Consider the following 23,938-nt stretch of genomic DNA (forward strand, 5'->3'; position numbering starts at 1 on the left):
CGTCATTTCACCAGCTGAAAGGGGTTCTCCGTGGCCCGGTCGTAATCGACGAGGTGGCCGTAGTCGAGGCGATAGACCCGGTCCGCCACATCGAAATAACGATCATCATGGGTGATCGCGATGACAGTCTTGCCGGCGGCCTTTAGCTCGGGCAGCAACTCGTTGTAGAACACATGGCGGAAGACCGGGTCCTGGTCCGCCGCCCACTCATCCAGCAGGAACACTTCCCGGCCTTCCATCATCAGCAATAGCAACGCGAGGCGTTTGCGCTGGCCCTGGGACAAGGCAGTGGTGGACAGGCGCCCGGCGGCGAATTCGACCTTGTGGGCCAGCCCCAGGCGCTCCAGATAATGGTCCACCCGGGCTTCGAGCCCTGCACGGTCTCCCGCCTCGCCCAGCACATCGGCGAACAGATAGAAGTCGGCGAAGATCGCGGCGAAATGCTCCCGGTGCCACTCACTGGTACTGGCATCGAGTACCACGCCATTGAGCGACACCTCCCCGGAAGCGGGCACGTAGAGGCCGGTCAGCAGCTTGGCCAGGGTCGACTTGCCGCTGCCATTGCCACCGACGATGAAAATCAGCTCGCCACGGCGAATCGTCAGGTCGATCGGGCCCAGTTCAAATGCAAACTCCTCATTCTTGCCGGCATAACGGTAATGCACGTCTGCCAGGCGCAGTTCGCGAAACGGCTGAGCCGCTTGCGCCGGGGTCTTGAATTGCACCGTCTCGCCCAGCGCCAGCGCGTCGATGGCTTGCAACGCGACATGACCGCGGATCACTGCGGGAATGGCGTCGAGGATCATCGAGATGGGCGTGCGCAGGAACATGATCGCCAACACGTAGCCGACCACCACCTGCTGGTCCAGCAAGCCCAGCCCCTGGCCGAGGAAAAAGAGGGTGCCGATCAACATGAACACCAGCAGTGTCGTCCAATTGAGGTTCACCGCCCAGAGGGTGTCGGCGCGCACCGAGGCGTCCAGCGAGGCGCGCGCGATGGGTTCCAGCTTGTGTTGATAAAGCAGATGCCGGCGCTCGCGGCTCAGGCCCAACTCGCAGCGCCCCTGGATCGTGGCTTCGAACTGCTCGGTCAATTGGTCGTCCTGTTGCCGGACAGCCTGCATCAAGGTCTTGACCTTGCGCCCCAGCAACACATCGAGACCAACGCCAGCGGCGATCACCGCCAGCGTCAGGCAAAAGAACGGCAAGCTCAACCAGCCCATGTAGGCCAGCCCCGCCAACAGCAGCAGACCGTTGTACAAGGAGATCGGCAGTTGCTTGAACGCCGTGGCGACGGTGGTCACATCCTTGGTCAGGGCGTTGTAGATACGTGGGCTGCCCAGCCGTTCGACGCGTTCGAGCGCGGTGCCCAGGACCTTGCCCACCAGCCGCAGGCGCAGCTGGTAGACCAGGCGATGACCGATCTGCACCAGCAACCATTGCGAGATGACTCCGCTGATGAACAACAGCACCAACAGCCCACCGAACAGCAGCAAGCCCCGACCGAGGTCATCGAGGCCTTGTTCCAGGCAACGGTTGATGTAGCCGATCAGGCCGATACTGGTGGCCGCGCTCAAGGCACTGCACAGCACCGCAAGGAGGATGCGCCATCGCGCGTCATGCAGCAGTTCTTTCAATAACATCATGGGACCGGCACCACCTTGGCAGAGTTTTGCAACAGTAAAGGCAGCAGGTGTTCGACCAGTCGCGGCTCGCCGAGCATTTCATGATGCCCCACGTCCAATGTCCACTGGCTGACCGGTTGCAAGGCATGGCGTTGCCACAGCGCGCGCAAATCGCCGTGGGCATTGCCGCGCCAGAGCCACACCGGCACATCAACAGTCGGCAAGGCCTGCTGGTACAAGCGGGTCTTGATCGCGCGATATTGCGCCATCAACGCCAGTAATTCCGCGTCGGCCGACTCCCATTGCAGATGCGCGCGCACCTGTTCGTCGTCCAGTAGCCGGGCGACACCCTCGGCATAGTCAAGGCCGGCCAACAGGCCCGTCAACCGCTCCCGTAGCGACTCGCCGAGCGGCTGGGCGTGGCTGCGGCAATAAAAAGCGAAATCAGCAATCAACTGGCCGGCTTCATCACCCTCGCCGGCCAGGCTGCGCTGCGCATCGTGATCGAGCACCACCAACCCGGCGACACTGAAACCACTTGCTTGCAGATGCGGCACCAGCAACATGGCCAGGCGCGCGGCCAGGCTCCAGCCCAACAGTACCAGCGGACGCTCTTTGAGCTGCGCCGGGATACTCGCCACGTATCGGCGCAGCAGTGCATCCATGTCGCCCTCGGCCCAGCCGCTTTCAAGCGCGGCGAGGCCAAACACCGCGACGTCGTCGCGCAGGTTGTCCACCAGCGGCTGGTAAGCCTGCAGGTGCCCTTGCGCCCCATGCACCAGCAACAGCGCCGGGGCATGCGGATCGGCAGTGTTCAGGACCTTCCACGGACCACTGCCGATCTCGCCCAGGCCTTGGACGAGGTCACGCACGGTATGGCGTTCGAACAGCAGGTTGGTCGGCAGGTCGAGGCCCAACCGTTCGCGAATCAGAGACACCACCTTGATCGCGGCCAGCGAATGCCCACCGACATTAAAGAAGTTGTCGGTGACGCCAAGGTCATCAACTCCCAATACTTCGCACCAGATGGCGAGGATCGCCGCCTCCAGCTCGCCGACCGGTGCCACGCGAGTATTGTGCAAACGCTGCCGGGCGCGTTCGAGCAGGTTCTTGCGATCGAGCTTGCCATTGCTGTTCAACGGCATGGCCTTCAGCGCCAGTACAGCGCTGGGCAGCATGTAGTCCGGCAACTGGCGGGCCAGGCTGGCGCGCAACTGATCCGTTCCTTGCGAATACGCCTCCTCCGTGACCACGAAGGCCAGCAATCGGGCGTGGTCACCTTCGCCGTCCAGCAGCACAGCTGCCTGCGAGATACCTGGCTGGGCCAGCATTGCCTGCTCGACCTCGGCCAACTCAAGGCGAAACCCACGGATTTTCACCTGCTGATCGTTGCGCCCCAGGATGCGCACGGCCCCATCGGCCTGGCGCATGGCCAGGTCGCCCGTACGGTACAGACGATGACCAGTGGCAGGCTCGACAGCAAAGGCGTTGCCGCCGACATTGCCGACATAGCCTCGACCAACGCTGGCGCCGCTGATGCACAACTCGCCGGCCTGGCCTGAGGGTACCGGTCGCTGCCGCTCGTCGAGCAGGTGGATACGGTTGGCACCCAACACCTGGTCCAATGCGCAGCCACTCACCCCCTGTTCCAGATCGATCGCCCGCCACAACACCCCTACCGTGGTCTCGGTCGGACCATAGTGATTGTAAACACGGCAGGTCGGTCCGGCCTGCGCCAGGCGGGTCAACAGCGCCTCGCCGATCGGCTCTCCGCCCAACACCAGGACCTGGCGTGGAAGGACGTCGGCGGCCTGCTCGCCCATCAGTGCTTCGAGGTGCGAAGGTACGATCTTGAGCACGTCCAGTGGGTAGCGCCGAAGCTCATCGGCAAACGCCCGCGCATCGGTCACGGTCGTCTGCGCCAGGACATGCACGCAGCCGCCCCGCAGCCACGCCGGGAACAGCACGGTGTTGCCCAGGTCTGCGAGCAACGAGGACACCAGCCCGTAATGCCCGCCCTCGGGCAATTGCAACGCGTGGATCACCTGGGTGGCGTAGTGACGCAGTTGCCCTTGTTCGATCTGCACACCCTTGGGCTTGCCGCTGGTGCCCGAGGTATAGAGCACGTAGGCCAGGTCCTGCGCTGTGCCGGAGACTGGAGAGGCGAACGCCGGTGCATTGCTCGCCTGCGTCCAGCACAGGGTCCGCACCGATGTCTCGGGCAACAGCCCTTCCAGGTGCAGCAACAACGCCGGTTGAGCGTCGTCGAGTATGCCGGCCAGACGCAGCGGTGGCTGCTGTGGGTCCAATGGCAGATACGCGGCCCCCACCTTGAAGCAGGCCAGCATCGCGATCAGCATCTGCGCGCCACGCGGCAGATACAGCCCAACGACCTGCTCGCGGCCCACGCCAGCCTGGTTCAGGCTGCCGGCGACACGATCACTCAGGGCATCCAGGTCAGCGTAGGAAAATACCTGCTCGGCATACCGCAGCGCCGGACGCGACGGTTGTGCCTGGGCATGGCGGCGCAAGGTCGCGATGATATCGAGGTCCGGTCCAAGGGCAGCAGTCTGCGCCGAGGCCAGCCATTCTTCAGGCAGGCGCGCGTCAATGTCAGCGATGAGCCCGTCGGGCGATTGCACCAGTTGGCCAAGCCAATGGGCAAAACGCTTGAGCAGCGCCTGCATCTGCCCCTCGCGATACAGGCCGAGGTCGTAGGCCAACGCCAGCTCGCCGTGGCCCTGGGCATCGAGCGTCAATTGCAGTTGCAGTTCGACCGGTGTGTCGAAAGACAGCCACTGCGACATGTCCAGTTGCGGCACGGGCGAGACCCGCAGGCCGGCCTGGAAGCTGGCCCGCCATTCGGGCAACAACTGTGCCTGGCCGACATATTCCTGCCAGTCCACGGCGCTCTCCAATTGCCGGGCCAGTTGCCGGGCCAGGTTGGTCAGCGTGCTGTGTTCGGACACTTGCAAGACCATCGGTAAAGTCTGCTCGAACAGCCCATACGCGCCGGACAATTCCTCGTAGTTGTCGCGAGGATCGTGTTGCAACCCCAACTGCCCCTGTTGCTGCCCGTTGAGCCTGCCGAGCAATGACCCCCAGGCGGCCAGCACCCACTGCTCGACGGCCACGCCTTCACGATCGGCCAGTGCCGTGAGCATCGTCGGCAAGCGCTGCTCAACTTCCTGGCGGACGACTGCGTGACGTCCGCTGGCGATGCCATAGCGCTCGACCAGGCGCATGCCGGGAATGTCCTGCAAGGCCAGGTTGCGCCAGAACTGCGCGCCCTGCTCGGCGTCTTCATCCAGTTGCAGGCCGTTGATCCACTCGACATAGTCGGCGTACTGCATGGGCTCGTCGTCCAGCGCTGCGGCACGCCCGAGCAAGTGTTCCTGCAAGCCGATCAGGCTGCGCTGGTCCAGTGAGTAGACCGGGACTGCCAACAGCAACTGATCGTCGAGCAGCCAGGCGAGAATGTCGGGTTGCTCGGCGTCGCAACGACGCCGGGCCGCCTCCAGCCACGACTGTCCATCGTGACCGTCGACTGCCCGCCCCTGGCGCCAGTCCAGCCGCAGTGCATCAGGTTCGATAACGCGCTGGCGCAGGCCGGTGGCGCCCAGTGGGCGCTCGTAACGCAGGCGCAACGCCTGGTGCTGCGCCAGGGCGTCGCGCAAGCGTTGCTCGACGATGCCCTCGGGCACGCCCGCCAAGCGCATGCGGACCCAGCGCCAGGCTTGCGGATTGGCCTGGGCCAGTTGTTTCTGTTGCGGTGAAAGCGTCAGTCCAAGATCCATCATGGGGTCAACTCTGCGGAATGCTCTTCGGTCTGCGCAGGGGCAGCCATTACCTGGTGACGACCATAGATCTCGCCCATGGCCACGACAATCTTGCGCTCGCCCTCGAACGGATCCCGGGCATGCGCCGCCAGCATGTTATCGAGCATGACCACATCGCCCTGTTGCCAATCGAAACGCACGGCGCAGCGGTCATAGGCGGCATTGATGGCATCGATGGCGGCCGGCTCGAGGTCCGAGCCGTCACCGTAGAACACCTGCCTGGGCATGGCGGCTTCGCCATCGCGCAGGAACTGCTCGCGGATATCGGCATCGAGAAACGCCGGGTGGTACAGCTGGATCTGGTTGAAGAAGCTCTCTTCGCCCGTCAATGGATGCAGGATCACCGCCGGGCAAACCTGGCGGGTGTGCAGGTCGTTGGCGCCGCGCCATTGGAATTCGATGTTGCTCTCACGGCAGATCCGCTCGACCTCGGCCCGATCCTCGGTCTGGAAGAAATGCTGCCAGCTGACGTCCAGGCTGGCGCTGAAATTGCGCACGTACATCAGCTGTTTGCGCCGCAGGTTTGCCTGCAACCAGGCCGGCAGTTCGCCGTAGACCTGGCGGCTGTCGACGATCGGCGTCGCGCCACCGGAGGTCGCTGGCGTCTCGCAGTAGAACCACTGGCGGCGCGGCCAACGGTGCTGATGCGCACTCTCGTTATGGAACAGGATCATCCGGTCCTTGGGGTATGGCGTGGACTTGTAGATGTTCTTGCCACCTTCTTTCTTCGGCAGGTCGCCGTACTGTCCATACAACTGCGGGCACAGCGCCTGGCAGAACGCCTCGAAATCCGCCGGTGTCGGCAGGTCGAACCCACGGAACAGGATACCGCCATGCTCGCGCAGCCAGCTCTCGACCTTGTCGCGGTTGGCTTCGGCCCAGATAGCCGGGGCCAGTTCACGGTCACGCAGCGAGACCAGCAGCGGAAATTTCGCCTCCTCTCGCAGCGGCCGGGCTTCGATGGGCTCACGGGTCGCCGCCGATCCGCTCTGGCGCATCTTGCCCAATTTGCTCATTTTGCGTTGCAGCGGGTTGTCCGTGGACATTGCAGCGGCTCCCTTTACAGTCGGAATCAAGGTATCGATGGGATTGTCCGGCGCGCCGAGGGCCAGCTCCAGCAATGACTCGAAGGCATGGCGCAAGCGCTCGACGGTGGCCTGGCGGAACAGGCTGGTGCGGTACACCCAGCGCAGGCTGATGGCATCAGAGTCTTCGCTGGCGAACAGAGCCATGTCGAACTTGGAATGGTGTTGCTCGCCGGCCAGCGGCTCGACCTGAAGATCGCCCAGCTGACGCTGCTGGCGTGGTGTGTTGTCGAGCACGAACAAGGTCTGCAACAGCGGGTGGACATTGGCCACGCGCGGCAGCTCGAGGCACTCCACGACCTGTTCGAACGGCGTGTCTTGCCAGGCGAACGCTTGCAGGCAAACCTCACGCACCTGGAGCGCCAGCTCACGGAAACTCAACTCCGGTTGCAGGCGGACACGCAAGGCCAGCAGGTTGACGAAGAAGCCGATCAGCGATTCGGTGGCCGGATGGTCGCGGTTCGCAACGTCCGTACCGATCACCAGATCGCGGCCCTGCGTCTCGCGTTGCAGAACCGCGGCATAACAAGTCAGCAGCACCATGAACGGCGACGTGCCACTGTCCTGGGCGAACCTTCTAAGCCGGCCAACCGTGGCGGGCGACAACTGGAAATCCACTGCGGCCCCGGCGCCACTGTCACGCTCCGGACGCGGGAAATCGAACGGCAGCGGCACTTGCGCGGGAATGCCGGCCAGGGTCCGTCGCCAGAAGTCCAGGCCTTCACGCTGACGCAATCGGACCGCGGCCGAACCTTGCCATACGGCGTAGTCGACGTACTGGATCGGCAACGCTTCCTGGCTCGGTAGCACGCCGGTGCTGTAGGCCTCGTAGCCCTCGATCAGCTCATCGACCAGAATAGCGCCGGACCAACCATCGGAGGCAATGTGGTGCATGATCATTTGCAGCACATGATCCTGTTCGCCGAGGCGATACAGGACCACCCGCAGCGGAGCCTGGCGAACCAGGTCGAAGGGGCGCAGTGCCCTGTCCCGGGCTTCAATCGGCCACTGCGCCTGCGTCGACGCGAGGGTTTCCAGGGCCACTGTCGATTGCGAGTGGATGCGCTGGCGCGGTTCGCCGTCACGCTGGTGATAGGTGGTGCGCAGGATGGCGTGGCGGCTTACCAGCCGCTGCAATGAACGCTCCAGGGCCTGGATGTCGAGTTGCCCGCGCAAACGGACATTACTGCTCATGTTGAAACTGCTGTCGGCAAGGTCCAGCTGCTGCATCAACCAGACTCGCTGTTGCGCCGATGACAAGGGTTGCTCGACGTCATGATCAACCGGCGAGATCGTCAGCGAAGCCAGGTCCTGCTGCCCCGCAAGCCCTTCGATTCGCTCAGCCAGTTGCGCCAGCATCGGCGTTTCGAACAGCCAGCGCAATGGCACGTCAAACCCCTGCTCGCGCAAGCGCCCACGCACTTGAGCGGCCATCAGCGAATGCCCGCCCATCTGGAAGAAATGGCTATCAACCGGCACGTGTTGCACGTGCAACACCGAGGTCCAGATCTGCATTAGCAAGGCCTCGCTCGCCGACAAGGCGCGCTCGGTAGCAGGTGCACTGTCGACCACCGCGAGCAGGCGCGGCAGCTGCTTGCGATCGACCTTGCCGTTGGTGTTGAGCGGCAGCCGCTCCAGCGCTTGCAGGTGCGTCGGCAACATGTAGATCGGCAAACGTGTCTGCAGATAGTCGCGCACAGCCGCCTCGTCAGGTGCGTTTTCAGCCTCCGCCACCCAGAACGCCGCCAGGCGCTCGCCTTGCACGGCCACGACCGCCTGCAGCAGTTGGGGATGGCTGAGCAGAACCGCCTCGATTTCTCCCAGTTCGATACGGTACCCGCGCAACTTTATCTGGTCATCGGTACGCCCGAGGTAGTACAGCTGGCCGTCGGGCTGCCAGCGCGCCAGATCGCCGGTGCGATACAAGCGCCCGCCGTTACCCACGAACGGGTCGGCAATGAAGCGCTCGGCGGTCAGCCCCGGCTGCCCGGCATAACCGCGGGCCAGGCCGTCGCCGGCAATATAGAGTTCGCCCACGCAGCCAGGCGGCACTTCGCACAGGTGTTCGTCGAGAACATGACAGCGCGTGTTCAGCAGCGGTCGGCCAATCGGCGCGACGGGCAGTTGCAGCGCATCGATCGGCGCCTGGGTCGACCACACCGTGGTCTCGGTCGGGCCGTAGACATTGATCAGTTGCGCCACGCACTGCTTCAGCTCGTGCGCCAACTCGGCCGACACTGCCTCGCCACCGACCAGGGCCACGCGCCCCTTGAGCACCTGGCGATCGCCTTGCAGCAACATCGCCCAGGTCGCCGGTGTGGCCTGGATCAGGTCGACATTCCTTTCCTCGATCAAGCGCGCAAGCAGCAGCGGATCCTGGCGCTCTTCATCGTCGGCGAGGACGACCGCGCCGCCACGCACCAGCGGCAGGCACAGCTCCAGGCCGCAGATGTCGAAGGTGACCGTGGTCAAGGCCAGATAGCGCTGCACATTTGCCAAGGGCAGCGCCTGTTCCATGGCCAGCAGGAAGTTGGCGAAGTTGCCGCGACTGATCTGCACGCCCTTCGGTTGGCCGGTCGAGCCCGAGGTATAGAGGGTGTAGGCCAGTTGCCCAAGGTTGGCCGCCACTTCCGGCGCCTGGGTCGCGAATTGCCCCAGCGGCAGGTCCGCCCATGGGCACACGCGCAACGGCGCCGGCAGATCGACGCTCGGCGAATCGCAGAGCAGCAGATGCGGCTGCGCCCGGTCGAGGATTTGCGCCTGGCGAGCCGGCGGATGGCCGGGATCGAGCGGCAGGTATGCCGCGCCGGCCTTCTGAATGCCCAGCATGCACACCAGCAACCGCTCATCCCGAGGCAGGCAGAAGGCAACCATCGACTCGGCGCCCACGCCTTGGCCCAGCAGCCAATGAGCGAGGCGGTTGGCTTGGGCATCCAGCGTCCCGTAGGTTATCTGCCGGTCAGCGCAGTACACCGCGATGCGCTCGGGATGCGCAGCGGCTTGCGCTTCGAAGCGCGTCACGAAATCCGCTTCGCCGGACAATCGCATCGGCTCACCGGCAGTCGCCAGGGTCGCAACGGAGCGCAGCGGGATTTCCGGCAAGCGTGTCTGAAGGTCAATACCCGCCAGGCTGGCGAGCAATCCCTGATAGTCCTCCACCAGCCGCCGGGTGGTGCCCGGTTGCAGCAGCGCGGTCGCGTATTCGACGATCAACCCCGTACTGGCCTCGGCACCACGCCCTTGGGTGAACAGGTTGAAGGTCAGGTCGAACTTGGCGCTCACCACCCCGCCCGGCAATGCCAGGGCCTGTGCGCTGACGCCGGGCAGGTTCAGGCTGCGGGACTGCTGGTGGTCGACCTGGTAGTTGAACATCGTCTGGAACACCGGCGTGCGATCCAGGCTGCGCTCGATATTCAGCACGTCGAGCAATTGCTCGAACGGCAGCGCCTGATGAGCCAGGTCCTCGCTCAGTCTGCCGTTCAAGGCCTGGACGAACGATTGCAGGCTCTGGCGAGCATCGATCTGCACCCGGTGCGCCAGCGTGTTGACGAACAGGCCGACTTGCGCCTGGCTCTCTGCCGACTCGCGTCCGGCCACTGGAACGCCGACGGCGAAATCACTGCGTCCGCCATGACGCCAGAGCAGCAATTGATACGCAGCGAAATACACCACGAACGGTGTGACGCCCAACGCCCTTGCCCGCGCCTCCACAGCGGCACTCAACGTACCGGGCAAAGCGAACTCGTCCCGCGCACCGGCGTATGCCTGCACTGTCGGCCGAGTGGGTTGTCCGGGCAATTCCAGAGGCTCGTTGCCCAAGCCTTCCAGGCGTTGCCGCCAATAAGCCAACAGCGTCTTGCCGTGGTCCCCTTCCAACTGTTGCCGCTGCGCATTGATCAACGGCAGCAGAGCGCTTGTTGAAGACAGCGTCCGCTCCTGATAGAGCGACGTCAGATCCTCGACCAGCAGGCCCATGGACCAACCGTCCACGGCAATGTGATGCACATTGAACAGCAAGCGGTAGTCAGCGGGTGCGACACAAAACACATCGACCGCCAGCAAGGGCCCCTGCGTGAGGTCGAACACCCGCTTGGCCGCGCTGGCGATGGCCGCATCCTGCTCCGCCCCGGTCAGACCGCCGATATCGTGGACGTTGAAGATCGCCGCGGGCGTATCGTCCAGGCGCTGCCAGACTTGCCCTTGCTCTTCGAAGAAGAGGCAGCGCAACGCATCATGACGGGCGACCAGCGCCTGACAGGCACGTTGCAGACGCGGCACATCCAGATCGCCGCGCAAGGCCAGCAACTGGGTGACGTTGTAGGCGGTTTCAGCCGGATCGAGCTGCTGCATGAACCACACCCGTTGCTGGGCGTGGGACAGCGGCTGTGGTTGCTTCGCCACGTCGCTCGGCTCGACCGCCGCGACGACAGGCGCCACGACCGGCGTCAGCGCCTTGGCCAACTGCCGAGGGGTTGGGTTCTCCAACAATTGCCGAGGCATCAGGCGCAGCTCGGCCTGACGCAAGCGCGCGATCAGTTGCAGGCTGAGGATCGAATCGCCGCCCATGGCAAAAAAATCCGCATCCGCGCCCAGCGCGGGTTGGCCGAGCAGCTCGCGAAAGGCCGTCAGCACCGTGAGCAAGGCGGGCTCGGCGCGGCAATCGATGCACAGCGCCATGGCCGCCAATGTCGGATGCTGCAAGACATCGCGAGGTTGCAGCCTCAGCCCTTCCCGCGAAGCCAGGCCGATCAATTGCAGGCTGAGAATCGAGTCGCCGCCGAGGGCGAAAAAATCATCCCCGCGCCCGACTTGCGCACAACCGAGAATCTGGCACCACAGTAGCGCCAGGCGCTGTTCGGTCGCGCCGTTCGGTGGCTCGGCGGCTTCAGCGGTCGGCTCATCCGTTGCGGGCTCGGGCAATGCGCGCCGGTCGAGCTTGCCGTTGGCGGTCAGCGGCAGTGTATCGAGGGCCAGCCAATAGGCCGGCAGCATGTGTTCCGGCAGTTGGCGCTTGGCCTCGGCTTGCAGCATCGCCAAGGCTTCGGTGGTCATCGAAGAGCCGATCCCGGGGGTGAGGTATGCCACCAGTTGCGTGCGTCCTTTCACTTCGCAGGCGAGCACCGCCCCCTCGCGCACCTGGGGTTGGGCGTTGAGCCAGGCACTGACCTCGCCCGGTTCGACGCGAAAACCGCGGATCTTGACCTGATCGTCCTGGCGCCCGAGGAATACCAGGCGTCCGCTGCGATCCAGGCGCACCCGGTCACCGCTGCGATAGAATCGCTGCCCCTGGGCCGTGCAACCGAACGCGCGCGCCGTCAACCCGGGTTGCCCGAGGTAGCCTTGGGCAACCTGGGGCCCGCCAATCAACAGCTCACCGGCAACCCCGAGCGGTACGGCTCTGTCATTGCCATCGACGATGCGCAACTCGCAGCCGGACAAAGGCTGGCCCAACGGCAAGTACTGACCCGCTTCGAGTGCGTCGGACCCGGTGATTTCCCCGCAGATCACCCCAACCGTGGTTTCCGACGGGCCGTAGTGATTGAAGATACGCAGTTGCGGCGCCAGTTCATGCACCTTGGCGAACAGGGCCTGATCGAACCCCTCGCCGCCGAGGATCAATATTTCCCTGGGCAACACACGGCGGGCGTCGTCCAATGCCAGCAAGCCGCGCAGATGCGAAGGCGCGATCTTCAGGCAATCGACGGGATTCTGATCAAGAAAGTCAGCCCAGCCGGGTGGATCGAAAGCCAACGACGCCGGCGGCAAGACCAGCGGGTCGCCAGCGGCGAGCGCGGCGAATACCGAGGTCAGCCCCAAGTCCGCGGCGACGGTCGCCAGGGTCGCCCAACGGCTGCCGGGTAAGGCGTGCAAGCGCTGGCCGACTGCGCTCGCGTAATGCGCCAGGTTGGCATGGCTGACCAGCACGCCTTTGGGTTGGCCGGTCGAGCCCGAAGTGTAGATAAGGTAGGCAGGTAATTGCGGCTGGCTGAGGCTTTCGCCCTGCCCGGCATTGGCATCGGCCGACCAGTCGGCGTCGCTCATCACCAGATGCGCGAGGCCCACGCCGGCTTCAGGCGCGTGCGCCAGCGTCACCCACAGGCTCGCCCCGCTGTCTTGCAGTAACTGCGCGAGGCGCTGCGGCGGTTGCGCCGGGTCGAGGAAAAGGCAGGTCGCGCCACGCTGCCAACAAGCCAGGGTCGCCAACAGCTGTTCAGCGCAGCGTGGCATGCACAGAGCAACCACCTGCCCAGGTCCGATGCCCTGCCCGGCCAGCCGCGCGGCCATCGACCGACTGGCGGCGCCGAGCGTGGCGTAATCAAGGGTCCGCCCAACGCTGCAGAGTGCCGCAGCGGACGGCGTCTGATTGGCCCAGTGCAACACTTGCCGGTCCAACGGCAACGGCGCCGTATCCAGGGCGGGGCCATGCAACTCGCTGGGCGGCGAAACCAGTTGCAGATCCGCCAGGCGTCGCTGCGGATGCACCGAGCCCTCGTGCAGAATCGCCAGCAAGTCGTCGAGCATCTGCTCGACCGTCGCCGCATCAAACAATTCGTCGCTGTACTCCAGCTCGCAGCGCAGTCGCGCGTCAGCGCTACGTACCATGCGCAGCGTCAAGTCGAAACGCGCATGCCGTTGCGGCGGATCGAGCACTTCGACCGCCACACCCGGCAAGGCCAGGGTGCGGCTTTCGGGTAGATCAACCTGAACGAACATGACCTGGAACAGCGGGCTCGAACGCGGACGCTCAAGGCTTTCAAGGATATTTTCGAAGGGCAACTGCTGATGGTCGAACGCGGCCGCGACCGTATCGCGGGTCCGCAGCAAGGCGCTGCCGAAGTCCGGGTTGTCCTGCAGACGCTGGCGGATCACCAGGGTATTGAGCAACGGGCCGATCAGCGGCACCAGCTCCGGACGGTCACGTTGGGCCGCCGACGTGCCCAGGCACAGATCGGTCTCGCCGCTGTAGCGCGACAGCAGGCAGGTAAAGGCCGTCAGGCCGTAGATATACAGCGTCACCCCCTGGTTGCGAATGGCCGCCTCCACCGTTGCGGTCAGTTGCGGCGAGAGCTCCCGGGCCAGGATCGCGCCACTGTGGCGACGTTGGGTGGCCGCAGGACGCGGCCGGTCCAGTGGCAACGCCAGGGGCGCCGGCGCGTCCGCCAGTTGGTCGCGCCAGAAGTCGATGTGCTGCCGGCAAGTGTCGCTGTCCAGCCACTCGCGTTCCCACGCGGCGTAATCGGCGTATTGAATGCTCAACTCGGGTTGTGCGGCAGGCTGGTTCGAAGCGAGCGCCCGATAGGCCTCGGCCAGTTCAAGTGTGAGTTGCTGGGCCGACCAGGCATCATAGGCGACGTGATGGATGGTGAAAAATAGCCAGGTGGATTGCTCCTGGGTGTCACTGAACGCTTGCCAGCGCCAAGGCATCGACTGAGCCAGGTCAAACGGTTCGGCAAGTTGGCGGGCGTACTCATCGGCGCACCATTGCGCCTGGTCAGACGCCGCCAACGTCAACCGCTCGACGGCTGGCAAGCGGACCTGTTGCGGCGCGCAATGAGGCTGCAATTGCCCGTTGGCATCCGTGGTGTAGCGAGTGCGCAGGATCTGGTGGCGATCGACGACTTGCTGCATCGCCTGCTGCAGACGCTCGCCGTCCAGGCGCCCGTCGAATCGCAGCACCGAGCACAGATTGTAGAGGGCCCGGCTGCTCAGGGCTTCAGCCGACAGGAATCGCCGCTGCGCCTGCGCCAGCGGCCTGGGCTCGCCTTCGCCGAGCACGGCGGGGACGATCGGCAGGCGCCAGCTGTCGATGCCCTTCTCGGCCAGGCGCTGGCGAAAGACTTTTTTCTTGTCCGCGGGCAAGGATGCCAGCCGCTGCGCAATCTCCAGGAAAGCTTGTTGCGTCATCGTACTCATCCTTACTCTTCCATCTCTGATAACAGGCGCTGCATTTCGTCCAGGGCTTCGTCGGTCGAAGGCCCCTGGGGCTTTTCGATCTGCTCGGCGAGCGCGGCGATCGTCGGGTTCTGGAACAGGCAGCGCAGTTCAAGCTTGACGCCAAAGCGGCTTTCGACCTGGGTCATCAAACGCATCGCCAGCAACGAATGCCCGCCCAGCTCGAAGAAGCTGGTGAACACCCCGACTTGCGGCAACTCGAGCAGGTTCTGCCAGATGTCCGCCAGTTGCTGTTCCAGCTCATTGCGCGGTGCCACGCCCTGGATCGCCACAGGCTGCGGTGCCGGCAGTGCCTTGCGGTCGATCTTGCCGTTGGCGTTGAGGGTAAAACGCGGTTGTTCGATGAAGCCGGCCGGAATCATGTAGCCCGGCAGCACACCTGCGAGATACCGACGCAGCGCCGCCTGATCAACCGGGTTCGGCGTTTGCAGCCAGGCGAACAGGCTCTGGCTGCGCGAATCGATCATCACCACGGCTTCTTCGACGCCTGGGTAACGGCGCAGCAGCGATTCGATTTCGCCCGGTTCGATGCGGAACCCGCGTACCTTGACCTGGAAATCACCGCGACCGACATAGGCCAGTCGCCCGTCGTCGCGTCGGCGCACCAGGTCGCCGGTGCGGTACAGGCGGCTGCCGGGTTCGCCGGCATAAGGGTCGGGCAAGTACGCCGCCGCCGTGATGGCGGGCGCGTGCTGATAACCACGGGTGACCCCGGAGCCGGCGATATACAGTTCGCCAGTGGCGCCCAGCGGAACCGGGCGGAGCATGTCGTCGAGCACGTAGCAACGGGTGTTGAGCAAGGGCGCGCCGATGTCGGCGACGCCGGACGGCACGTCTTGCAACACCTGGGTGGTCGACCAGACGGTGGTTTCCGTCGGGCCATAGGCGTTGATCAACGTCACGCCTCGGCTACGCAATTCGTTCACCAGTTCACCCGGCACCGCCTCGCCACCGATCAGCCCACGCAACGGCGGCCAGTCAGCCTGGCCGGTCTCCAGAAGGATCTGCCAACCGGCCGGTGTCGCCTGGAACACCGTGGCCCGACGCAGCAGCGCGAACAGCTGATGCCCATCGACCACCTGCTCGCGCCGCGCCAGCAGGATCGCGGCGCCGTTGACCAGCGGCAGGAACAGCTCCGGCTTGCACATATCGAAGGCGTACGTGGTGCTGGCGAGCCAGACATCCTCGGCACCAAGCGGCAGCAAGCGATCGAGACCGGCCAACAGACTGCTCAGGTTGCCACGGGTCACCTGCACGCCTTTCGGTGTGCCGGTGGAGCCCGAGGTGTAGATCACATACGCGCGCTGCCGCGGGTCCACCGCCAGCGTCAGGTTGGCGTCGCTGCTGGCATCCAGCGGCAACTGATCGAGCAGGAGGTGATCGACGCCGGCCAAGGCCTCGGCGCAGAGACTTTCGCCGAGCACCAGGGCTGGACGCGCGTGATCGATGATGAAGCGCAGGCGTTCACTCGGGTGTTGCGGATCCAGCGGCAGGTACGCCGCGCCCGCCTTGTGAATCGCCAACAGGGTTGGCAGCAACCACGGGCCGCGACTCAGGCAAACGGCAACCAGATCATCAGTGCCGACATTGCGCGCACGCAGCCAATGGGCCAGTCGATTGCTGATGGCGTTGAGCTGCGCGTAGTTCAGTTGTCGGTCCTGGCAATCGACGGCCAGCGCTTCAGGCGTCAGGACGACTTGCCGTTCGAAGCGGGCTATCACGTCCATTGCGGCGGTCAAGGATTGCGCGGGCCGGTTCCACGGCCGCTCGGCGAGCGCGTGGTCGGCATTCGCCAGGTCGATGTCCCAGAGGCGCGCCTCGGGTTGCTCGAGCATGCCTTCGAGCAGGTAACGGAACTCATCGGCGTAACGCTGCGCGGTATGTGCCAGGAACAGGTCGGTGTTGTACTCCAGCACGCACTGCCAATCCTCGCCCTGCTGTTCGATATGCAGGCCGATGTCCACCAGGGCGCTGTCGCTTTCGACATTCAGGCGCTGTGCCGGCAGCCCGGCGAAGCGCTGCTCGAGCGCTGCGTTGGCATCCCGCTGGATCAGGTTGAACAACGCCTGGAACAGCGGCGTGTGGCTGAGATCGCGGCGCACCTGCAACGCTTCCACCAAGCGCTCGAACGGCACGTCGGCATGCTGTTGCGCCGCCAGGTGAGTGGCTTGCAATTGCTTCCAGAACTGCTCGACCGATTGTTGCGGGTCGATGTGGCTACGCAGGACCTGGGTGGTGGCGAAATAACCGATCAGGTTATCCGTGTGGGCCTGATGGCGATGGGCGACCGGCAGGCCGACCCAGATTTCGCGCTGTCCCGAGTGCCTGGCCAACAAGGTTTTCCAGGCCGCCAGCAACGGCGCGAAAGCGGTCAGGCCGTGGCGTTGTGCCGTTTCGCGAAGGCGCCGGACCAGCGCAGTCGGCAGGTTGAAGCGTAGCCGCTGGCCGTTGTAGCCCTGCTCGGCGGGCCGCGGCATGTCGGTCGGCAGATTCAGCACGGGCGGCTCGCCCGCCAGGGCGTCACGCCAGTACTCAAGCTGCGCTTCGATTCGCGCGTGCCCGGCCGGGCTCTGCCAACTGGCCGCGATATCGGAGAATTGCACCGGCAGCGGTGGCAGGCAAGCGTCGCGCCCTTCCAGCAAAGCCTGGTAGATCAGTTGCAGTTCGTTGAAGAGAATCTCCAGCGAGCGCGCATCAGCGATGATGTGATGGAGGGTCACTTGCAGCACGCTGCGGTCATGGCCTTGGTACACACGCACGCGCCACAGCGGCGGCGCGGTGAGGTCGAACGGACGCTGCGCCTCATGGCTCAGTTTTTGGGTGAAAGCGCTCGATTGCTCATCATTTTCCAGTGGCTCGAAGCTCAGCGGCATGGCGTCGAGGGCCTCGACACGCTGGCGCACACCCTCGGCTGTTTCGCTGAACAGCGTTTGCAGGCTGTGTTGACGGGCAACCAGTTGCGTCAGCGCCCGCTCCAGCACGGCCGGTTGCAAGTTGCCAGCCAGGCGCAGGGCCAGGGACAAGTGATAGGCCTGGGTATCGCCCTGCAGGCGATCAAGGAACCACAAGCGTTGCTGGGTGAAATGCAACGGTGCCAAGGGCTCTTCGAAAGCACGCAGGATGCCGTCGGCCTCGGTGCTTGCCTGGGCCAGCGTAGCGGCCAGGTCACGCAGCAGCGGTTGCTCGAACACGCTGCGCAACGGCAGACGCCGGCCATGCTGTTCGGCGATCCGCGCGACCAGTCGCGCCGCCAGCAGCGAGTGTCCGCCCAAGGCAAAAAAGTTATCGTCAGCGCCAACCTCGGTGCATCCCAACAGCTCCTTCCAGAGCTCGGCCAAGGTCAGTTCCCACTCACCCGCCAGCGCGCCATGCTGGCCGTCACGTTGCTGCGGTGCCGGCAGGGCCTTGCGGTCAACCTTGCCGCTCGGGCTCAACGGCAGCGTGTCGAGACGCACAAACTGACTGGGCAGCATGTAGTCCGGCAACTGAGCGCCAAGGGTGTCACGCAGCAGCGCTTCATCCAGCGCATCGCCTGCGTAATAGCCCACCAGGCGCGCCGACTCACCGCTGCCCAACAACACGACAGCCGCCTCGCGAACCCCATGAATGCGAGACAACAGCGCTTCGATCTCACCCAGTTCGATACGGAAACCCCGCAGCTTGACCTGGAAATCCAGGCGTCCCAGGTAATCGAGGCTGCCATTGCTGTTACGCCTGACCCGGTCGCCGGTACGGTACATGCGCGCGCCGGCCACGAAAGGATCCGGCAGGAACGCCGCGGCGGTCAGGCGCGCAGCGGCGAAATAACCGCGGCCCAGGTTGGCCCCGGCCAGGTACAGCTCACCAGGAACACCAGCGGCCACCGGTTGCAAGTCAGCATCGAGAATGTACGCGGCGGTATTGGCCACCGGCTGCCCGATCGGCACCTCGGCGCCGGCTTCGTTGCCGCTGCGCACTTCAAAGGTGCTGTAGACGGTCGCTTCCGTCGGCCCGTAGCCGTTGATGACCTCGGCTCCCCTGCCCTCGATGGCTTCGGCCAATGCGCACGGCAAGGCCTCGCCACCGGAGATGGCGCGCACGCCTTGCCAACTGCGCGAGGTATGCGCCACCAGCATCCGCCAGGTGGCCGGCGTGGCCTGCATGACGGTGGGTTGCCCGGACAGCAACAACTGGTCGATGGCCTGCGGGTCCCGCGCCTGTTCGCGATCGGCCAGCAGAATACTGGCGCCTCGGGCCAGGGGCAGGAGCAACTCGACGATGGCAATGTCGAACGTCGCAGTGGTCAGCGCCAGGACCCGGTCCCGGGCCGTCATCGGCAGGACCTGCTCGACGGCCAGCATCAGGTTCATCAGGTTGCCACGGCTGATCGCCACGCCTTTGGGCTGGCCGGTGGAACCCGAGGTATACAGCACGTAGGCGAGCTGACCGGCGACGCAGGCCACTGCATTGAAGGTGTCGGTTGAAGCATTGGAATCAATGTCGAGCAACGGCAGGCCGCTGTTCCACTGCGCCAACACACCGAGACTCGCCGCCGTGCCCAGGCACAACGTGGGCCGGGCCGCTTGAAGAATGTAGCGGCCACGCTCCGGTGGCGTGTCCTCGGCCAAGGGCACATACGCAGCGCCGGCCTTGAGCACCGCCAACATGGCCATTGGGAGGCGCGCGTCGCGAGGCAGGCTCAGCGCAACGCGGTCTTCGATACCGACGCCCTGGGCCTGCAACTTCGCCGCCAACCGCTCGGCGGCCTGATCCAGTTCGGCGTAGGACAGCTGCTCATTGCCTGCCACGACGGCAATCGCCGCGGGCTGGCGGGCAACCTGAAGCGCAAAGGCCTGGAGGATGTCCTGATGAGCGTCCACCGCGCGCCCATCGATCCGCGCAAGGGCCCGCTCGGCCGGCTGCCATGCCAGCTCACCCAACGGCTGATCGGACTGCTCGATCAACGCGGCGAGCAACGCCAGGTACTGTGCGGCCATCGCTTGCACAGTCTGCTCGCGGAACAGGTCGCTGCTGTACTGCAAGCTCAGGGTGATGCCGTGCTCGCTGTCGCGCACATCCAGGTGCAGGTCGCACAGCGCGCTGTCCGGACGATTGTCCAGCGGTTCGGCAATGACGTCGGTGAGGTCGAAACGCTCCAGGGCATTACCCGGGAAATAGTTGAACATGACCTGGAACAGCGGGTTGTAACTCACCTGCCGAACCACGCCGAGTTGTTCGATCAGGTAATCGAACGGCAGATCCTGATGGGACTGGACCGACACGGACAGCGCCTGCAATTCGCTCATCAGTTGCAGCAGGCTGCGCTCGCCGGAAAGTTTCCTGCGGTACACCAGCGTGTTGACGAAGCAACCGACCAGAGGCTGCAACACCGCATGGTGCCGGTTGGCCGCTGGAACACCGACCAGAATGTCGTCTTCGCCGCTGCGACTGCGCAACAGCAACTGGAAAGCGGTCAGCATCGGGATGAAATTGCTCCAGCCGTGCCGAGCGCTGAACGCCTTCAGGCGGGCCGCCAGGTCCTCGGGCAAGCGTCGCTCGACGCGCCCTCCGGCCTGGCTGGCCTGGGCAGGTCGGGCAAAATCGGCCGCCAGGTCGAGCACTGGCAGTTCACCGGCCAGTTGCTCGCGCCAGTAGGCCAGCTCTTGCGCGCACGCCTTGCTGCCCATCCACTGGCGCTGCCAGACGGCGTAGTCAGCGTATTGCATCGCCGGGGCGAGTCGTTGAATCGCCTGGCCCTGGCGGCGGTTGCGATACTGCTCGCACAAAGCGTCGATGATCAGTTGCAGGGACCAGCCATCGGCAACGATGTGATGACAATTCAGCGACAGGACCAATACCTGCGGCGCCAGGCGATACAGCCGGGCGCGCAGCAACGGCGCTGCTTCCAGCGCAAACGGGGTCATTGCATCCTGACGCAGCCGATCGTGCAGCGCTTCCTCGCTTGCCACATCGATCACCGGCAAATCAAGTTCGGTCTGCGCCAGGATCACCTGGCTCGGCCCTTCGGCCCCGCTGACAAAGCCGCTGCGTAGCACCTCGTGCTGGTCGACTACCGCTTGCAACGCCGCACGCAGATCAGCGACATGCAACTCGCCGGTCAGGCGTACCGCGCCCGCCAGGTTGTACGCCGGGCTCTGCGGATCGAGTTGCTGCAAGAACCAGAGACGTTGCTGGGCAAACGACAGCGGCAGCTTTTCCGGCCGTGGCAGCAGGGTCGGCGACGGCTTTACCGTACCGGCCTGGCTTTCCAGCCAATCGGCCATGGCGGTGATGGTCGGACGCTCGAAGACCACGCGCAACGGCAAGTCCTTGCCTGTGAGTTTGCCGATCAGGCCAATCAGTTGAGTGGCCAGCAGCGAATGGCCGCCGAGTTCGAAGAAGTTGTCCTCGACGCCCACCTGTTCAAGCCCGAGCACGCTTTGCCAGGCCTCCACCAACTGGCCTTGCAACGCGCTGCTGGGTGCCACATAGCGGGCCTGGCTTTGCGCGGCGAAATCCGGAGCGGGCAAGGATTTGCGATCGATCTTGCCGTTGCCGTTGAGCGGGAAACGCTCCAGCAACACGAATGCACTCGGGATCATGTAGGCCGGGAGATTGCCCAGCACATGCTCGCGCAACGCCTCGATGCTGCACGCGACCTCGGCCACGACATAAGCCACCAGCACCTTGGAGCGCTGCTGGTCGTCGCGGGCCACCACCACCGCTTCCCGCACCCCTGGGCAACGGGTCAGGCAGGCTTCGATCTCGTCCAGTTCGATACGGTGGCCGCGAATCTTGACCTGATGGTCGGTGCGTCCGACGTATTCCAGATCGCCATTGGGCAGGAAGCGCGCCAGGTCGCCGGTGCGATACAGGCGCGAACCGTCGTTGGCGATCGGATCCGGCAGGAACACCGCCGCCGTGCGCGCCGGGTCGGCCATGTAGCCGCGCCCGACGCCGACACCGGCGACGAAAATCTCGCCCACTGCGCCAACCGGTATCGGTTGCAGATCAGCATTGAGCAGATACAGGCGATTGTTCAGCGTGGCGCGCCCGATCGGCACGTTGATGCGTTCTTCCGGCAAGCGTTCCAGCAGCGGGTGGAAGGCGACGTCATCGGAGCATTCGGCCGGACCGTAGGCGTTCATCAGCGGGATCGCCGGATAGCGCTCGAACCAGCGTCGCGCCAAGGCTGGCGGCAAGGCCTCACCCGTGGCAAGAACCCAGCGCAGGGGCGACGTCTCCAGGCCGGCGTCAAGCAGGCTTTGCATCAATGACGGCACCGCTTCGAGGATGCTGACGCCATGCCGGCCGATGGCCGTTGCCAGCGCCTCGGGGTCCTGTACCACACAGTCACCGAGAATCACCGTGCGTGCGCCCAGCACCAGGCCCGCGAGGGTTTGCCAGACCGAGATGTCGAAGCACTGCGGCGCGGTCTGGGCGATCACGTCATTTGCATCGAGCCCCAGCCCCGGCAGTTTGCCGAGAATATTGTTGAGCATGCCCGCGTGGGCCACCATGGCGCCCTTCGGCGTGCCGGTGGAGCCGGACGTGAAGATGCAATAGGCCAACGAGTCGCCGTGCACCGCGATGTTCAGGTTTTCATCGCTGTAGCCGCTCAGCACCGAGGGGTCATAACGCACGGCCTTGGGCCGCTGTTCGAGCAGATCCAGTGCCTGCATAGCCAACTCGCCCTGCCCCGCGCTGTGCACGAGCAACGGCGTGCGGCTCTGGCGCAGCACCTGGGCCAGGCGTTGGGCCGGGTTGCGTGGATCGAGCGGCAGCCAACCGGCGCCGGCCTTGAGCGTGGCGACGATCATCACCACCAGGTCCAGCCCGCGCTCATCGAACACCGCGATCAGATCGTCGCTGCTCACCTCTTGCGCACGCAGGTGCCGGGCCAGCCGGTTGGCGGCGCGGTTCAACTGATCGAAGGTCAGGCTGTGCTCGCCATGGACTATGGCGACGCGCCCTGGATTCTGGCGGACCTGCTGCTGGAAGCGCTCGATGAACAACGGTTGCAGCAGTTGTTCGTCGGCAGCCAGGCCTCCACCGGCCCAGACCTGGTGCTGATGGTGGATTTCACTTTCATCGAGCATCGCCAGTTGATGCAAGGGCGTTGCGGCGTTCGCTTCCAGGGCCTGGCCCATGTTCAACAGCAGGGCACGGAAGTGCCGCAGCATTTGCTCGACTTCTTCACGCAGGAACCAGTCAGTCTGGTAGGTCAGTTGCAGGTGCAGGCGTTCGCCCGGCACGATGACCACGGTGATCGGGTAATTGGTGTGGGTGCGGTTGGCCATGTCGCTGATCAGGTAGTCCAGCTGCCCCTGGCGCACGTCGGCGGCAATGGGCGCGTTCTCGAACACGAACAGACTCTGGAACAGGTCCTGGCGCTGGACGTCGCTCCAGCGCTGGATGTCGGCCAGGGACACACTCTCGTGTTCACGCAGGCTCAGGTTCTCGGTCTGCAAGGCTTTCAGCCACGGGCCAAGCGCGTCATCCGGGCGCCAGCTCCAGCGCAGCGGCAAGCTGTTGATGAACAGGCCGACGATGCTTTCCATACCTTGCAGGTGGACCGGACGACCGGCGACGGTGATACCGAACACCAGGTCGTGATCGCCGCTGTAGCGCGCCAGCAACAAGGCCCAGGCGCCCTGCACCAGCGTATTGAGGGTAAGACCGTGCTGCGCCGCGACGTTTTGCAGCGCCAAGGTCTGCTCAGGCTGCAGAAACTCGACACAATCCTCGACCGGTTCACTGGCGCCCTGGATGCGGCCGACATGGCCGAAGCCGAACTCGTTTGGCGTGTCGAAACCCGCCAGGCGTTGTTGCCAGAAGGCCTGGTGATCCTCCGGCTTCTGGGTTTCCAGCCAACGAATGAAATCGCGATAGGGACGGGGAGCCGGCAGGTTCAAGCGACGGCCTTCCTGAGCGGCACGGTAGCCGTTGAGGAAGTCCATCATGATGATCGAGAAGCACCAGGCATCCATCAGGATGTGGTGGTAGCTGCGCACGAACTGATAGGTGTCGGGCGCCAACTTGTACAGCCTGACCCGCATGAGCGGTGCCTTGGTGAAGTCCAGCCCTTCAGCGCGTTCCGCGCTGAGCAACTGTTCCAGACGCGCGTGCTGTTCGGCTTCGCTCAGGTGCGACCAATCCTCATAAGTGATCGGCAGCTCGACCTGCTTGTGCACCACTTGCATCGGGCGCTTCTGCTGCTTCCAGACGAAAGAGGTGCGCAGCAGTTCATGGCGTTCCACCACTTGCGCCCAGGCCTGGCGGAACGCCGCTAGGTCGAGGTTCGGCATGACCATGACGTGCCGGTATTGCAGCAGATACATGCCCTTGCCCGGGTGCATCAGGCTGTGGAACAGCAATCCTTGCTGCATGGGAGCCAGCGGGTAAATAGCTTCGATGTTGCGCGAAAGAGCTTTGACCTTGTCGTTCATGCTGACGG

At 64.6% G+C, this 23,938-nt stretch carries 4 protein-coding genes; all 4 read right to left on the reverse strand.

The genetic code is table 11. The features are described 5' to 3' along the window. Window positions 1–2: 2 nt before the first annotated feature. From J3P89_RS13935 to J3P89_RS13950, 4 genes are read right to left on the reverse strand one after another with little or no spacing between them, the layout of a single operon-like run. Window positions 3–1,646: a cyclic peptide export ABC transporter gene (locus J3P89_RS13935; RefSeq protein WP_434697914.1), complete on the reverse strand. Its 1,644-nt coding sequence runs from the start codon at window positions 1,644–1,646 to the stop codon at window positions 3–5. After that, window positions 1,643–5,425, reverse strand: a complete 3,783-nt coding sequence (locus J3P89_RS13940; RefSeq protein WP_434697915.1) for a non-ribosomal peptide synthetase — start codon at window positions 5,423–5,425, stop codon at window positions 1,643–1,645. The genes J3P89_RS13935 and J3P89_RS13940 overlap by 4 nt, the downstream gene beginning before the upstream one ends. Then, window positions 5,422–14,454: an amino acid adenylation domain-containing protein gene (locus J3P89_RS13945; RefSeq protein ID WP_434697916.1), complete on the reverse strand. Its 9,033-nt coding sequence runs from the start codon at window positions 14,452–14,454 to the stop codon at window positions 5,422–5,424. The genes J3P89_RS13940 and J3P89_RS13945 overlap by 4 nt, the downstream gene beginning before the upstream one ends. Before the next feature lie 11 nt (window positions 14,455–14,465). Then, on the reverse strand, window positions 14,466–23,930 hold the full coding sequence (locus J3P89_RS13950) for an amino acid adenylation domain-containing protein (RefSeq protein ID WP_434697917.1): 9,465 nt from the start codon (window positions 23,928–23,930) through the stop codon (window positions 14,466–14,468). Between the last annotated feature and the right edge of the window lie 8 nt (window positions 23,931–23,938).

Source organism: Pseudomonas sp. Z1-14, assembly GCF_051132005.1.
Lineage (GTDB): Bacteria > Pseudomonadota > Gammaproteobacteria > Pseudomonadales > Pseudomonadaceae > Aquipseudomonas.